Annotated in this window: 14 protein-coding genes; 7 read left to right on the forward strand and 7 right to left on the reverse strand. The window is 72.2% G+C overall.

From position 1 onward, the window contains the following. The first annotated feature begins 49 nt into the window (after positions 1-49). Complete coding sequence (locus tag C1703_RS15770; RefSeq protein WP_114253367.1) at positions 50-1,417, forward strand: diaminopimelate decarboxylase; 1,368 nt, start codon at positions 50-52, stop codon at positions 1,415-1,417. Between the two features lie 134 nt (positions 1,418-1,551). On the opposite strand, the gene C1703_RS15775 is transcribed toward C1703_RS15770, so the two are convergent. Both C1703_RS15775 and C1703_RS15780 read right to left on the reverse strand, forming a co-directional pair. Further along, positions 1,552-2,133 (reverse strand): hypothetical protein, encoded by a 582-nt coding sequence (locus tag C1703_RS15775; protein ID WP_114253369.1) that lies wholly within the window; start codon positions 2,131-2,133, stop codon positions 1,552-1,554. Between the two features lie 180 nt (positions 2,134-2,313). Further along, positions 2,314-3,156, reverse strand: a complete 843-nt coding sequence (locus C1703_RS15780) for a MurR/RpiR family transcriptional regulator (RefSeq protein WP_114253371.1) — start codon at positions 3,154-3,156, stop codon at positions 2,314-2,316. 153 nt (positions 3,157-3,309) lie between these two features. Here C1703_RS15780 and C1703_RS15785 point away from each other — a divergent pair, with 153 nt between their 5' ends. Then, a complete protein-coding gene (locus C1703_RS15785; RefSeq protein ID WP_198678422.1) occupies positions 3,310-3,732 on the forward strand; it encodes a hypothetical protein in 423 nt (140 codons plus the stop codon). Between the two features lie 15 nt (positions 3,733-3,747). Here C1703_RS15785 and C1703_RS15790 read toward each other — a convergent pair whose 3' ends face one another. Further along, a complete protein-coding gene (locus C1703_RS15790; RefSeq protein WP_114253375.1) occupies positions 3,748-4,509 on the reverse strand; it encodes an SDR family oxidoreductase in 762 nt (253 codons plus the stop codon). A 146-nt stretch (positions 4,510-4,655) separates the two neighbouring features. On the opposite strand from C1703_RS15790, the gene C1703_RS15795 reads away from it, so the two are divergent. Further along, a complete protein-coding gene (locus C1703_RS15795) occupies positions 4,656-5,549 on the forward strand; it encodes a helix-turn-helix transcriptional regulator (protein WP_114253377.1) in 894 nt (297 codons plus the stop codon). A gap of 392 nt (positions 5,550-5,941) precedes the next feature. Here the strand turns inward: C1703_RS15795 and C1703_RS15800 are convergent, their stop codons facing one another. Next, complete coding sequence (locus tag C1703_RS15800; protein ID WP_114253379.1) at positions 5,942-7,330, reverse strand: cystathionine beta-synthase; 1,389 nt, start codon at positions 7,328-7,330, stop codon at positions 5,942-5,944. A 157-nt stretch (positions 7,331-7,487) separates the two neighbouring features. Here C1703_RS15800 and C1703_RS15805 point away from each other — a divergent pair, with 157 nt between their 5' ends. The 3 genes from C1703_RS15805 (at position 7,488) to C1703_RS15815 (ending at position 10,926) form a co-directional block, all read left to right on the forward strand. Beyond that, on the forward strand, positions 7,488-8,516 hold the full coding sequence (locus C1703_RS15805) for an SGNH/GDSL hydrolase family protein (RefSeq protein WP_114253381.1): 1,029 nt from the start codon (positions 7,488-7,490) through the stop codon (positions 8,514-8,516). A 136-nt stretch (positions 8,517-8,652) separates the two neighbouring features. Then, a complete protein-coding gene (locus tag C1703_RS15810; RefSeq protein ID WP_114253383.1) occupies positions 8,653-9,870 on the forward strand; it encodes an acetyl-CoA C-acetyltransferase in 1,218 nt (405 codons plus the stop codon). 273 nt (positions 9,871-10,143) lie between these two features. Next, positions 10,144-10,926, forward strand: a complete 783-nt coding sequence (locus C1703_RS15815; protein WP_114253384.1) for a hypothetical protein — start codon at positions 10,144-10,146, stop codon at positions 10,924-10,926. A gap of 58 nt (positions 10,927-10,984) precedes the next feature. Here C1703_RS15815 and C1703_RS15820 read toward each other — a convergent pair whose 3' ends face one another. Then, a complete protein-coding gene (locus C1703_RS15820; protein ID WP_198678183.1) occupies positions 10,985-11,290 on the reverse strand; it encodes a hypothetical protein in 306 nt (101 codons plus the stop codon). Between the two features lie 102 nt (positions 11,291-11,392). Between C1703_RS15820 and C1703_RS15825 the strand changes: the two genes are divergently transcribed. Next, positions 11,393-11,623, forward strand: coding sequence for a DUF4287 domain-containing protein (locus tag C1703_RS15825; RefSeq protein ID WP_059424410.1), 231 nt, complete (start codon positions 11,393-11,395; stop codon positions 11,621-11,623). Between the two features lie 86 nt (positions 11,624-11,709). Here C1703_RS15825 and C1703_RS15830 read toward each other — a convergent pair whose 3' ends face one another. Together C1703_RS15830 and C1703_RS15835 are read right to left on the reverse strand one after the other, a co-directional pair. After that, complete coding sequence (locus tag C1703_RS15830) at positions 11,710-12,618, reverse strand: Bax inhibitor-1/YccA family protein (protein WP_114253386.1); 909 nt, start codon at positions 12,616-12,618, stop codon at positions 11,710-11,712. Positions 12,619-12,831: 213 nt separating this feature from the next. Beyond that, a complete protein-coding gene (locus tag C1703_RS15835) occupies positions 12,832-14,007 on the reverse strand; it encodes a 4-hydroxybenzoate 3-monooxygenase (protein ID WP_114253388.1) in 1,176 nt (391 codons plus the stop codon). Positions 14,008-14,125: the final 118 nt, after the last annotated feature.

Consider the following 14,125-nt stretch of genomic DNA (forward strand, 5'->3'; position numbering starts at 1 on the left):
ATACGTCGGGGGGTCGGCGCGGCCGTGCCGTGGGTGTTTGGCTGGACGCATGGGCGCACACATCGACACGGAAGATCCTTACGGCACGGACGGCTCCGGAGCCGGGGCCGGGCGGGCGGCCCGGAGGGACGAGGCGGTGCGGGCGGCGGTGGAGCAGGGCCTGCTGGGGCCCGACAGCCCCATCGTCGGGCTGCTGGACGTCACCGGCATCCGGGAGTCGGCGGCGGAGCTGCGGGCGGCGTTCGACGCGGTGGTGGCGCCGGGCACGCCCGTGCTGCACGCCTTCGCGGTGAAGGCGACCCCGCTGGTGCCGGTGCTGCGGCTGCTGCGTGAGGAGGGCGTCGGCGCGGAGGTGGCGAGCCCGGGGGAACTGGCGCTGGCCCGGGCGGCCGGGTTGCCGCCGGCCATGACGGTGCTCGACTCGCCCGCGAAGACGCCGGCCGAGCTGCGGGAGGCGCTGGCCCTGGGCATCGCCGTCAACGCGGACAACCCGCAGGAGCTGGCGCGCATCGACGCGCTGCTGCGGTCGCGGACCAGCCGCTCACCTCTGGGGATCCGGGTGAACCCGCAGGTCGGCGGCGGTTCCATCGAGGCGTTGTCGACGGCGACGGCCACCTCGAAGTTCGGGGTGGCGCTGCGTGACGAGGGGGCCCGGGAGTGGGTCGTGCAGGCGTATCTGGACCGGCCGTGGCTGACCCGGCTGCACGCGCACACGGGCTCCCAGGGGATCCCGCTGTCGCTGATGGTGCGGGGCGTGGCGGAGACGTACGAACTCGCGGAGGAGATCAACCGGCGGGCCGGGCGGCAGCAGGTCGACACGCTCGACATCGGCGGCGGGCTGCCCGTGAACTTCGCGTCGGACGCGACGACGCCGACGTACGGGCAGTACGCGCGGATGCTGGCCGAGGCGGTGCCCGGGCTGTTCGACGGGCGGTACGGGCTGGTCACCGAGTTCGGGCGGTCACTGCTGGCCAAGCACGGGACGGTGGTGGCGCGGGTCGAGTACGCGAAGGCCTCCGGCGGGCGGGCGGTCGCGGTGACGCACGCCGGGGTGCAGGTGGCCGCGCGGACGGTGTACGCGCCGGGGAGCTGGCCGTTGCGGATCGCGGCGTACGACGCGAAGGGCCGGGTGAAGGACGGGCCCGTCGTGGTGCAGGACGTGGCCGGGCCGGCGTGCTTCGCCGGGGACCTGCTGGCGGAGGGGCGGTCGATGCCGCTGCTGGAGCAGGGGGACTACGCGGCGGCCCTGGACACGGGGGCGTACTACTTCGCGCATCACTACGCGTACAACTCGCTGGTGCGGCCCGCGGTGTACGGGTTCTGGCCCGGGGGGCGGTTCGCCGTGGTCCGGCGCGCGCAGACCGTGGAGGAGGTCGTCGCCGAGTCCGGTGGGGCGCAGGTGGATGCGCTGACGTAGACGCCGTACACGCCGTGGGGGTTTCCGTGGTCCCCGGGCTGGGGGTGCGTCATGGCCGTTCGCGCGGTTCCCCGCGCCCCTGGGTCAGTGATCCGTGCGCCCACACCGGCGCCGGAGTCGGTGACCACGCCCGATCACACCAGCGCCGGGGTCTTCCTCCGCGCTCCGCCCGGGGCCGCGTCGCCCGCTGCGATGCCGGTGCTGCGGTAGGCCTTGACCCGCTTGCCCGCGGGATGGGCCACGCCTCCGCGCAGCCAGTCCACGCGGACCCACAGCAGGGCCTCGCCTTCGCGCTCCCGGCGCCCCAGCCAGGCCGCCTTCAGCCAGAGGCCCGCTCCGCAGCCGGCCAGGAGCATGCCCCCTGCCGCCGGGGCCGCGACGGCGCTGCCCAGGGCCGCGAGGAAGGCGAGCAGGAGCCACCAGCGGTGGTGGCGGCGCCAGTTGCGTGCCGTGACCGCGCGGTCCTGGAGCACGTCGTGCTTGCCGGCGCGGGCGGCCGAGGCGGCCAGGGCCGTGTAGCGCTTGCGGCGGGCTGCGCACACCATGGCCGCGGCCAGGAGGAAGAGGGCCGCTCCCGTCAGCACCCCGATGCGGCGGCCGGTGAGCCCTTCGGGGAGCAGGCCGATACCGGCCGCCAGTACTCCCAGCCACCACAAGGGTGCGGCACCCGCCCGCACGACAACGGCCACCCGGGCCAGTCCATGTCCTCCACGCATGTCGATCAGCCTCCGTCCGGTACCCGAAGCGTCTGAAGAGTGTTGTAGGAGACGCACGTTAGCGATGCAACGTGAGACGAGTCTGAAAATCCGGAGTCCAGGAATCCGGAGTACGGGAATCCGGAGTACGGGAATCCGAAGTCCCGGAATCCGAAGTCCCGGAATCCGCGGCGCGTGCCGTCAGTCGACGAAAAGACCCCGCGCCGCCGCCTTCGTGTCGAACTCCTCCAGGCGGGACTGCGCCTCGGGCAGGTCGTCGCACATCGCCTCCAGCAGGACCCGACCGAGCAGCATCGGGGCGCAGGCCGTGTCGAAGGCGAGGCCGGTGCCGACGGCGGCGGGCAGCAGCAGGTCGGACACCTTGGCGACGGGCGCGAACGCGGAGTCGGCGACCGTGACGACGGTCAGCCCGGCCTCCCTGGCGTAGGCGAGGGCGTCGACGACCTCGCGGGGGTGCCGGGGCAGCGCGAAGCAGAGCAGTGCGGTCGCGCCGGCCCGGGCGGCGGCGTCGATGCGGTCGTGGAGCATCGTGCCGCCCTCGTTGAGGAGCCGCACGTCGGGGTGGACCTTGGCGGCGAAGTAGGCGAAGCCGTGCGCCTGGGCGGCCGCCGCCCGCAGCCCGAGGACGGGGAGCGGGCGGGAGGCCGCGAGGAGGCGCCCGGCCCGCCGCACGGGGCCGGGGTCGGCCAGCGCCTCCGCGAGGTGCCGCAGGTTCTCGATCTCGGCCTCGACGGCCTGCTGGTACTCGTTGGCGGACCCCGCCTCCGCCGCGGGTTCGGCCGGGGCGACCTCGCGCAGATGGCGCCGCAGGGCCGGGTAGCCGTCGAAGCCGAGGGCCACGGCGAAGCGGGTCACGGAGGGCTGGCTGACCCCGGCCAGCTCGGCGAGCTCCACGCTCGACAGGAACGGCACGTCGGCGGCGCGGCGCACCATGCTGTGCGCGATGCGCCGCTGGGTCGGCGTCAGCCGGTGGCCCTCGAAGAGCGCCTGCAGCCGCGCGGCAGGGCTGTCGGTCGCGCTCATGACGTGCTCCCCCTCGCCTATTCAGTAGCTGAGGATTCTGCATGAGCATATGCAGCCCGGCAAGCGACGGCAGGGCGTTCCCCCAGTCCGACAGGGGGGCTAACCCCAGTGCGGCCGGCGCCGGCCCTTCCTACGGTGGAGGGCATGACCGGAATGGACGCGCGGGACACCGACCTGAAGAAGGAACTCGACGCCACCCTGCACGCGCGCAGAGAGCTGGGCGAGGAGTACGAGTCCGCGCTGGTCGACTCGTTCCTGGAGAAGGTCGACCAGCGGATCGACGGCGCGGTGGACCGGCGGGTGCGCCGGCAGCTCGCCGAGCAGCAGCTGCAGACGGCCCGGGACTCCCGGTCGCCGGGGGCCACGGACTCCTGGGGGGAGCGCTTCGGCTTCGGGATCGTCTCGCTCGTCCTCGCGGTGCCGCTGTCCGCGATCGGCGGGGGCGTGGCCCACCTGCCCGGGCTGCTCGTCGCCTGGGCGGGCATCGTCGGCGTCAACGTCGTCCAGGCCGCCCGGACCAACCCGGGCCTGTTCGGCCGCCGCAAGTCCTCCCCGAAGGGGGACTGGGAGGACTGAGCGGGCCCGCGCCGTTCAGACCTGCCGGGTCGGCAGCGCGACGATCTGCCGCAGGTTGACCCGGCGCGGGCGGCTCGTCACATAGGCCACGAGGTCGGCGACCTCCTCGGCGGACAGCGCACCCACCTCGTCCAGCATGCCCTCCACCTGCCGGGAGAGTTCCGCGTCGGCGATGTGCGTGCGCAGCTCGCTCTCGACGAACCCGGGCTCGATGTTGGTGACCCGGACGTCCCGCGTCCCGAACTCGCCGCGCAGGGACTCCGACAGATGGGTGACGGCCGCCTTGCTCGCGCCGTACACCGCGTAGTTCGGGAAGCTGACGTGCGCGGCGATGGACGAGATGTTCACGATGTCGGCGCTGCGGCCGTCCTGGGCGGCGCCCACCAGGTCGGTGGTGAAGGCGCCGATCATCCGCAGCACACCGGTGACGTTGGTGTCGAGCATCCGCTGCCACTCGTCGGCGCGCCGGGCGTCGACGGGGTGCGGCAGCATGACGCCGGCGGAGTTGACGACCAGGTCGACGGGCCCGTACTCGGCGTGGATCCGGTCGGCGGCGTCGGCCACGGACGTCTCGTCGGTGACGTCCGCGACGACGGCCAGGGCCTGCCCGCCGTCGGCGCGGATCTTCCCGGCGATCGCCGCGAGCCGTTCCGCGCGCCGGGCCAGCAGCGCGACCCGCGCCCCCTGGGCGGCCAGCAGCACGGCGACGGCCTCGCCGATGCCGCTCGCGGCTCCGGTGACGACGGCGGTACGGCCGGCCAGGTTCTCGTACGGCATGGAGTGTTCCCCTCGGTGGTGGCCGGGGCGTCTCCCCGGCGGCGTCCACCACCCTCGGCTCTCCCGGCGGCCGTACCCAGGGGGGCGCTTTTCCTGGGTCCGGCAGTACCAGGTTCGCCGGCCCCGGGCCGCCTAGGCTCGGCCCCATGGACGGAGAACTGGGAGACTTCCTGCGCTCGCGCCGCGCCCGTATCCAGCCCGAGGAGGTGGGGCTGGCCTCGTACGGCCGCCGCCGGGTCCCGGGTCTGCGTCGTGAGGAGGTGGCGCAGCTGGCCGGGGTGAGCGTCGACTACTACATCCGCCTCGAGCAGGGCAGGGGCTCTGGGGGTGCCTCCCGCACCAAGTCCGGGGGAGTGTCGGACGCCGTGCTGGACGCCATCGCGCGGGTGCTGCGGCTGGACGAGGCGGAGCACGCGTACCTGCGGGCGGTCGCCCGGCCCCGTAGGCGGTCCGAGGGCGGTCCGGCCGCGTCCGGGGAGTCCGCGACCCGGCAGGCCGCGTCGGCGTCCCGGGTGCGCCCGGGGGTCCAGCTGATCCTCGACGGCTTGGACCGCAACCCGGCGTACGTGCTGGACCACCGCATGGACGTCCTCGCCTGGAACGCCCTCGGTGACGCCGTGGTCGGTTTCGGCGACAAGACCCCCGCCGACCGGAACATGCCCCGCCGGGTCTTCCTCGACCCCACCGCCCGCGACCTCTACCCGGACTGGGCGGCGATCGCCGCCCAGACGGTCGCCCACCTGCGGCTGAAAGCGGGGCACCACCCGGACGACGCCGCGATGGGCCGGCTCGTCGGTGAACTCTCCGCCGCCAGCGAAGACTTCCGCCGCCTGTGGGCCGACCACCTGGTCAAGCCCTGCGACCACGGGGTGAAGCAGATCCGTCATCCGGTCGCGGGCCTGCTGACCCTCCCCTACGAGACCCTCACGATCCCGGCCGCCCCGGACCAGACGATCGTGGCGTACACGCCCGAGCCGGGCTCGGAGACGGCGGAGCGGCTCGCGCTGCTGGGGAGTTGGGTGACGAGCCGGGCCGGGTGACGCCCGCGAGCGAAAACCGGCCGGGGGACGCCGCAAAGGAAACCGGCCCGCCGACGCCCGTACGAAGAAGATGCGCGGGGACCGCCGCACCCCCGTGAACGGGGGGCGGGACGACGGCGGTCCCCGCGAAGGACGCGGGCCTGGTCAGGCCGGGCCCCCGCGTCCGTGGCGTCGGTGGAGGTCCGGGAGCCGCTCCGGAGGTCCTTGACGCCTACGGCGCCGGCCGGGGCGGGGAGCCGCTCCCGCCCTGCCGACACCCCCTAATGTGCAGGACGCGTGTTAAGCGGGTGCTGCGCGGACGTGACGCGCTCGTACCACTTCCGCGAAGCCCGCGAAGATCACGGACGCCGCAAGTTCACCCGGTTCACGGGCGGTTCACCGGAGGTTCTCCCTCACTTCCCCGTCCGGGCGAGGAAGGACAGCAGGTCCTGCCGGCTGACCACACCGGTCGGCTTGCCCTCGACGAGGACGATCGCCGCGTCCGCCTTGCCCAGCACGGCCATCAGGTCCGCGACCGGCTCACCGGAGCCGACCTGGGGCAGCGGGGCGGACATGTGCTTCTCCAGCGGGTCGTCGAGCGAGGCGCTCTTGCTGAACAGCGCGTCCAGCAGCTCGCGTTCCACGACCGAGCCGACGACCTCGGCGGCCATCACGTCGGGGTGGCCCGCGCCCGGCTTGACGACCGGCATCTGCGAGACGCCGTACTCGCGCAGCACGTCGATGGCCTGACCGACCGTCTCCTCGGGGTGCATGTGGACGAGGGAGGGCATGCGGTCGCCCTCCTTGTCGGCGAGGACGTCGCCGACGCGGGCGCTCGGGCCGGCGTCCTCCAGGAAGCCGTAGTCGGCCATCCACTCGTCGTTGAAGATCTTGCTGAGGTAGCCGCGGCCGCTGTCCGGCAGCAGGACCACCACGACGTCGTCCTCGCCGAGCCGCGCGGCGACCTCCAGCGCGGCCACGACCGCCATGCCGCAGGAGCCGCCGACCAGCAGGCCCTCCTCCTTGGCGAGGCGGCGGGTCATCTGGAAGGAGTCCTTGTCGGACACGGCGACGATCTCGTCCGCGACGGTCCGGTCGTAGGCGGTGGGCCAGAAGTCCTCACCGACGCCCTCGACCAGGTACGGCCGGCCGGAGCCGCCGGAGTACACGGAGCCCTCGGGGTCGGCGCCGATGACCTTCACCTTGCCGTCGCTGATCTCCTTCAGGTAGCGCCCGGTCCCGGAGATGGTGCCGCCCGTGCCCACGCCCGCCACGAAGTGGGTGATCTTCCCCTCCGTCTGCTCCCACAGCTCGGGGCCGGTGGAGTGGTAGTGGGAGAGCGGGTTGTTGGGGTTGGAGTACTGGTCCGGCTTCCAGGCGCCGGGCGTCTCGCGCACGAGCCGGTCGGAGACGTTGTAGTACGAGTCCGGGTGCTCGGGGTCCACGGCGGTCGGGCACACGACGACCTCGGCGCCGTACGCGCGCAACACGTTGATCTTGTCGGTGCTCACCTTGTCGGGGCACACGAAGATGCACTTGTACCCCTTCTGCTGCGCCACGATGGCGAGCCCGACACCGGTGTTGCCGCTGGTCGGCTCGACGATCGTGCCGCCGGGCTTGAGGGCGCCGCTCTCCTCCGCCGCCTCGATCATGCGCAGGGCGATGCGGTCCTTCACGGAACCGCCGGGGTTGAAGTACTCCACCTTGGCCAGGACGGTCGCCCTGATGCCCTTGGTCACGCTGTTGAGCCTCACCAGCGGGGTGTTGCCGACGAGGCTGATCATCGAGTCGTGGAACTGCACCGTTGTCTCCGGATGCCGCAGAAGTTGGTCTTAGTGGTGCCGCCAGCCTAGGCCCTGCCGGTGGTCCGTGACGGTCGTTCACTGCCCGTTGAGATTGGGCGACGGTCCGTACGGGGCAAGCACTGGGTGTACGGGTTCGAGGAGGTGGCGGCGACGCATGACGAGCATGTCGAGGGCGAGGGTGGCCCGGCGGATCGCGGCCGGCGCCGCGTACGGCGGCGGCGGGATCGGTCTGGCCGGGGCGGCCGCCGTGGGGCTGGTGCTGGCGGAGGTCCAGCTGGCGCGGCGCCGGGTGGGCAACGGCACGTCGCCGCACGTGCCGAACGCGGACGGGCTGTACGGCCGTACGTACGCCGTCTCCTCCGAGCAGCCGCCGTTGCGGCTGACCATGCTGGGTGACTCCACGGCGGCCGGCCAGGGCGTGCACCGCGCCGGGCAGACCCCGGGGGCGCTGCTCGCCTCGGGCGTGGCGGCCCTGGCGGAACGCCCGGTGGAGCTGCGCACGGTGGCGATGCCGGGGGCCCGCTCGGACGACCTGGACCGCCAGGTGGCCCTGGTGCTGGCCGCGCCCGATCCGGTGCCCGACATCTGCGTGATCATGGTCGGCGCGAACGACGTCACCCACCGCATGCCCCCGACCCGCTCGGTCCGCTGCCTGTCCTCGGCGGTACGGCGGCTGCGCACGGCCGGTGCGGAGGTCGTGGTCGGCACCTGCCCGGACCTGGGCACGATCGAGCCGGTCCGGCAGCCGTTGCGCTGGCTGGCCCGACGGGCCTCCCGCCAGCTGGCGGCCGCCCAGACGATCGGAGTCGTCGAACAGGGCGGCCGCACCGTGTCCCTGGGCGACCTGCTGGGCCCTGAGTTCGCCGAGAACCCGCGGGAGCTGTTCGGCCCCGACAGCTACCACCCGTCCGCCGAGGGCTACGCGACGGCGGCGATGGCGGTCCTGCCGACCGTCTGCGCCGCGCTCGGGCTCTGGCCGGCCGAGGAGGAGCGCCCGGACGCCTCGCGCCGCGAGGGCTTCCTGCCGGTGGCCCGGGCGGCCGCGGAGGCCGCCTCGGAGGCGGGCACGGAGGTCGCGGCGGCGATGCCGTCCGGCCCGAGGGGGCCGTGGGCCCTGCTGAAGCGCCGCCGGCGCCGGCGGCTGCCCGAGCAGGAACCGGCCCCCGCCACGCCGTCGAACTGAGAGGACCCAGCCGGGAAAAGCAAGCGCTTAGAAAACTGCGGTCAGGGTCACACCGCGACACCCGTGACCCAGCCCATACGTACGGGTAACTTCCCAGACAGCCCAGCCAGACACCCGGTACGTCAATGGAGCCGTGATGCCCGAAGCCGTGATCGTCTCAGCCGCCCGCTCCCCCATCGGCCGCGCCGTCAAGGGCTCCCTCAAGGACCTCCGCCCGGACGACCTCACCGCCACGATCGTCCAGGCCGCCCTCGCCAAGGTCCCCGAGCTGGACCCGAAGGACATCGACGACCTGATGCTGGGCTGCGGCCTGCCCGGCGGCGAGCAGGGCCACAACCTCGGGCGCATCGTCGCCGTGCAGATGGGCATGGACCACCTGCCGGGCTGCACCATCACCCGGTACTGCTCGTCCTCCCTGCAGACCTCCCGCATGGCCCTGCACGCCATCAAGGCGGGCGAGGGCGACGTCTTCATCTCGGCGGGCGTGGAGATGGTCTCCCGGTACGCCAACGGCAGCTCGGACATGCCCGGCACGCACAACCCGCTCTTCGCCGAGGCCGAGGCCCGCACCGCCGCCACCGCCCAGTCCGAGGGCTCCACCTGGCACGACCCGCGCGAGGACGGCCTGCTGCCCGACCCGTACATCGCGATGGGCCAGACCGCCGAGAACCTGGCCCGCGCGAAGGGCGTCACCCGCCAGGACATGGACGAGTTCGGCGTCCGCTCGCAGAACCTCGCCGAGGAGGCCATCAAGAACGGCTTCTGGGAGCGCGAGATCACCCCGGTGACGCTCCCCGACGGCACGGTCGTCGCCAAGGACGACGGCCCCCGCGCGGGCGTCACCCTGGAGGGCGTGCAGGGCCTGAAGCCCGTCTTCCGCCCCGACGGCCTGGTCACCGCCGGCAACTGCTGCCCGCTGAACGACGGCGCCGCCGCGCTCGTGATCATGTCCGACACCAAGGCCCGCGAGCTGGGCCTCACCCCGCTCGCCCGGATCGTCTCGACCGGCGTCTCCGGCCTCTCCCCCGAGATCATGGGCCTCGGCCCGGTGGAGGCGAGCAAGCAGGCCCTGAAGCGGGCCGGGCTGACCATCGACGACATCGACCTGGTGGAGATCAACGAGGCGTTCGCCGCCCAGGTGATCCCCTCCTACCGCGACCTCGGCATCCCGCTGGAGAAGCTGAACGTCAACGGCGGCGCCATCGCCGTCGGCCACCCCTTCGGCATGACCGGCGCCCGCATCACCACCACGCTCATCAACTCCCTCCAGTTCCACGACAAGCAGTTCGGCCTGGAGACCATGTGCGTCGGCGGCGGCCAGGGCATGGCCATGGTCATCGAGCGCCTCAGCTGAGCGCCGCACTGTAGTCGCCATAGCACACGCTGTGAGGCTTGGGCCCAGGACCCTGGAAACACCGGGGTTCTGGGCCGTTTTGTGATCCAATCTCCCCCAGGATGTGACCTATCTCCCTTGGCACGGAGAGAAGCCCAGGTCACAGCAGCCACACCCCCTCCCCCGAATCCGAAGCCCTGTCCGTTTCGTGACGTTACGCACTGACAGCTGGTTAGTCCGCCCTTCAAGCTGATGTAGGAAGTCGGGGGTCGACTTTGAACCGGGAGTACGTCAGTGAGCGCCATGCCGATCGCGTTGCTGGTCACCACGGCCGCCACGGGCGCCGTGGGCGTCGCCGTCCTGCGCACCGTCCTGCAGCTGCGCCGACAGGTCGCGGCCCTGCACACCGCGCTGGCCGAGAGCCGTGCCGCCACCACCCGCGCACTGCTGCCCGCCGCCCGTACGACGGCCGACACCGACGAGATACGGGCCGCCGTGGCGGCGGCACTGGCCGAGGAGCGGGAGCGGGAGCTCGCCGAGGCGCGCGCCTTCTGGGCCGCCCAGGAAGCCCGTGACGCCTCCGACGCGCCGTCCCTGCTGGGCCTGCCCGACACCGATCTGTTCCTGCCCCGGCAGGCCGATTTCGCGGGTCTGGAGCCGGTGTCCGAGCCCGGCGCGGACACCGAGGAGCCGGCCGGCGAGTCCGCCGAGCTGGCCGCGGCCCGCCGCCGTCACCCCTCCCACCCGGACTTCGTGCCGAACCCGTCGCCGGCCGTGAACGACCACGAGCGCACGGTCGCCACCCTGGAGGAGCTGGCCGCGTCCCGCGTGGAACTGACGGACGTCCGCCCCGGCCCCCTCGGCACCCTCGACGTCTACGTCTTCGCCGACGGCACGACCCTGTGCATGACCCCGGGCCACCGGGAGACGGCGGAGCACCTGGCCGAGGCCCTGCGCGCGGGCAAGACCCCGATCCTCCTGGGCGGCTCCGGCATCTCGGGCGCCTACACCCTGACGTTCGAGTGCGGCGAGGAAAACGTCTACATCCTGGCCGACAGGGTCATCGCGTCCCTCTGAGGGGCGCGGGGAACTGCGCGAGCAACCCAGGACCACCCGCACCCGCCAACGAAACGGGTCACACCCCCGCCCGCTTCTGCGCCTCCTCGACCAACCGCACCGCTTCATCGACGTCGGCGTCAGCGGGAATCACCACCGCCAGATCATGCCCGGCAACGGTGATCTGATCTGCGGCCGCAAACATCCCCGCATCCGGCATCTCCCGAGGCTCCACACCCTCGAGGACCTGGGCCCTCCGGGCCAACTCCCGGGCCAGCCCGAGAGCCTCAGCGGCAGCCCCCCGCTGCAACCGGCTCTGGGGCGCGGCCCTCAAACGATCGGCGAAGTGCTCCACCGCACGGGTCAGAGGCGTCGTATCAACCACGCCGCGAGCGTACGCGTCGCACCGGGACTGTTGCCAACGGGCGAACACTCAGGCACCGTGACCTGAAGGACCGGCTTACATCCCATGCGTCCGGAGGCGCCGATGTCCCAAGTCTTCTCCGAAGAGACCCACCGCAACATGCTCGCCCGCATCCCCCATTGCACCGGTCGTGAGATCTCCGACTGGTTGCGCACCGTCGAAGAAGGCCCGGCACTCTTCCGCTTCGAGGAAAAGGTCAGCTGGCTCCGGCACGAACACAATCTGGCGTACGGCCACGCCAAGGCGATCATCCACGAGTACGACCTGAGGAGGGCCGCGCGCAAACTGCTCTAGGCGCGCACCGCTCCGTGGCGTAGGCCTGGACGACGACGAAGGGCCCCGGCCGGAAGCCGGGGCCCTTCGCGCACGACCGTCGAGGACTAGTCGTTGCTGTTGAGGATCGAGATGAGCCTCAGGAACTCCATGTAGATCCACACCAGCGTCAGCGTCAGGCCGAAGGCCGCGAGCCACGCCTCCTCGCGCGGGGCGCCGTAGGCGACGCCGTCCTCGACCTGCTTGAAGTCCAGGGCGAGGAAGCAGGCGCCGAGGATGATGCCGATGACGCCGAAGACGACACCGAGGGCACCGCTGCGGAAGCCGAGGCCGTCACCGCCGCCGAACACCGCGAACAGCAGGTTCACGGTCATCAGCAGGATGAAGCCGAGCGCGGCCGCCATCACGAAGCCGTAGAAGCGGCGGTTGACGCGGATCCAGCCGGCCTTGTAGGCGATCAGCACACCGGCGAAGACCGCCATGGTGCCGATCACGGCCTGCATGGCCGCGCCGTCGGCGATGCGGTTGTCGACGATGTTGGACACGACGCCGAGGAAGACACCCTCGAACGCGGCGTACGTCAGGATCAGCGCGGGCGAGGCCTTGCGCTTGAAGGACTGCACGAACGCCAGGACCATGCCGATCAGCGCGGCGCCGATACCGATGCCGTAGCTACGGCTGATGTTGGCGTCGTCGACCGGAAGCAGGGCCCAGGAGAGCGCCGCGGTGAGGATGAGCACACCGAGCGTGCTCGCCGTGCGCAGGACGACGTCGTCGATGGTCATCCGGCCGGTGGTGGCCGGGGCCTGCGGCGGCGCGCCGTACTGCAGGTCCTGCTGGGCGTAAGGGTTCTGCGCGTACGGGTTCTGCGCGTACGGGTTGCCCGTCGGCTGCGCGTACGGGTTGCCCTGGGTGGCGACAGCGGGACCCCCGGCCTGCGGCGCGGTGTTGAAGCCCGCGTAGCCGTTGTCGCGGCTGAACCCCCGTCGCGAGAAGACCGGGTTTCTGCTCCTCATTTCACTCCTCCATGGCCACACTGCGTGGCCTTGGCTCAAGAGTAATAGGTAGGCAAAGGAATGACCCTACTGCTTGGGGAGGATCTTTCCCTCGTCGTGCTGCGCAACACGCTACGCCGCTTCGTGATTCCCCTCACCGGAGGGGCTCATTCATCACCAAGCTGCGACACGTCCGGAACCGGTCGGAGATCATCCGCTGACGCCGGTCCTACGTCACCCGAACGGGAAGCCCGTGTACCCCTCTGCCAGGTCGGTCTCGGCGGCGCGGGAGGAGGCGATGCGCTCCAGCCGGGCGAGCTGGAGTCGGTCGTCGAAGGGGCTCGCGTCGGGGGTGCGGTGCAGGAGGGTCGTCATGTCGTAGGAGAACCGCTCGGCCTGCCAGACGCGGCGCAGGCAGGTCCGCGAGTAGGCGTCGAGCAGCTCCGGTGAGCCCGTCTCCTGCTGGTGGATCAGGGCCCGGGCGAACGTCACGACGTCGCCGACGGCGAGATTCAGCCCCTTGGCCCCGGTCGGCGGCACGATGTGCGCGGCGTCGCCGGCGAGGAAGAGGCGGCCGTGGCGCATGGGCTCGTGGACGTAGGAGCGCATGGGGGTGACCGACTTCTGGGTGATCGGGCCGCGCTCCAGGCGCCAGTCGTCGGCCGTTTCGAAGCGGCGCTCCAGTTCGTCCCAGATCTCCTCGTCGCTCCAGGCCCCGGCGTCGGTGCCGTCGGGCACCTGGAGGTAGAGGCGGGAGACCGACGGTGAGCGCATGGAGAGCAGGGCGAAGCCGCGGTCGTGGCGGGCGTAGACCAGCTCGTCGTGCGAGGGCGGTACGTCGGCGAGGATGCCGAGCCAGCCGAAGGGATACGTCCGTTCGAAGACCTGGGTCAGTGCGGCCGGGATCGCCTGGCGGGCCACGCCCCAGAAGCCGTCGCAGCCGACGACGTAGGCGCACTCCAGGACGTCCTCGCGGTCCTGGTGCCGGAAGCGGACGCGGGGGGTGTCGGTGCCCGCGTCCTCCACGGCCAGCGCCTCCGCCTCGAAGAGCAGCGGGCCGCCCTCCCGGAGCTGGAGCGCGATGAGGTCCTTGCAGACCTCGGTCTGGGCGTAGACCATCACGGACCGGCCGCCGGTGAGGGCGGGGAAGTCGACGCGGTGGCGGCGGCGGTCGAAGCGCAGCTCTATGCCGTCGTGGCGCAGTCCCTCGCGGTCCATGCGGGCCCCGGCGCCGGCCGCGCGCAGTACCTCGGCCGTGCCTTGCTCCAGGATCCCGGCCCGCTGCCGCCGCTCGACGTAGTCGCGGTCGCGGCTCTCCAGGACGACCGAGTCGATGCCGGCGTTGTGCAGCAGCCGGGCGAGGAGGAGGCCGGCGGGGCCGGCTCCGATGATGCCGACGGTGGTGCGCATCGGACGCCCTCTTCTCATCCGTTCGTGTGGTGAAATTTTCTTCACCGCTGTTGGATGTGAGTGTCTGACGGCATGCGACCGCTGTCAACGGGCACGCCGCGAACTTCTCAATGGACCA

This window comes from Streptomyces sp. Go-475 (assembly GCF_003330845.1).
In the GTDB taxonomy this organism is placed as follows: Bacteria; Actinomycetota; Actinomycetes; order Streptomycetales; family Streptomycetaceae; genus Streptomyces.

Bases quoted from the DNA above. Each gene is read 5' to 3' on its own strand.
- C1703_RS15825 (WP_059424410.1), top strand. From the start codon at position 11,393: ATGTCCCAAGTCTTCTCCGAAGAGACCCACCGCAACATGCTCGCCCGC.
- C1703_RS15790 (WP_114253375.1), bottom strand. From the start codon at position 4,509: ATGCCGTACGAGAACCTGGCCGGCCGTACCGCCGTCGTCACCGGAGCC.
- C1703_RS15775 (WP_114253369.1), bottom strand. From the start codon at position 2,133: ATGCGTGGAGGACATGGACTGGCCCGGGTGGCCGTTGTCGTGCGGGCG.
- C1703_RS15785 (WP_198678422.1), top strand. From the start codon at position 3,310: ATGGACGCGCGGGACACCGACCTGAAGAAGGAACTCGACGCCACCCTG.
- C1703_RS15810 (WP_114253383.1), top strand. From the start codon at position 8,653: ATGCCCGAAGCCGTGATCGTCTCAGCCGCCCGCTCCCCCATCGGCCGC.
- C1703_RS15805 (WP_114253381.1), top strand. From the start codon at position 7,488: ATGACGAGCATGTCGAGGGCGAGGGTGGCCCGGCGGATCGCGGCCGGC.
- C1703_RS15780 (WP_114253371.1), bottom strand. From the start codon at position 3,156: ATGAGCGCGACCGACAGCCCTGCCGCGCGGCTGCAGGCGCTCTTCGAG.
- C1703_RS15835 (WP_114253388.1), bottom strand. From the start codon at position 14,007: ATGCGCACCACCGTCGGCATCATCGGAGCCGGCCCCGCCGGCCTCCTC.
- C1703_RS15770 (WP_114253367.1), top strand. From the start codon at position 50: ATGGGCGCACACATCGACACGGAAGATCCTTACGGCACGGACGGCTCC.
- C1703_RS15830 (WP_114253386.1), bottom strand. From the start codon at position 12,618: ATGAGGAGCAGAAACCCGGTCTTCTCGCGACGGGGGTTCAGCCGCGAC.
- C1703_RS15795 (WP_114253377.1), top strand. From the start codon at position 4,656: ATGGACGGAGAACTGGGAGACTTCCTGCGCTCGCGCCGCGCCCGTATC.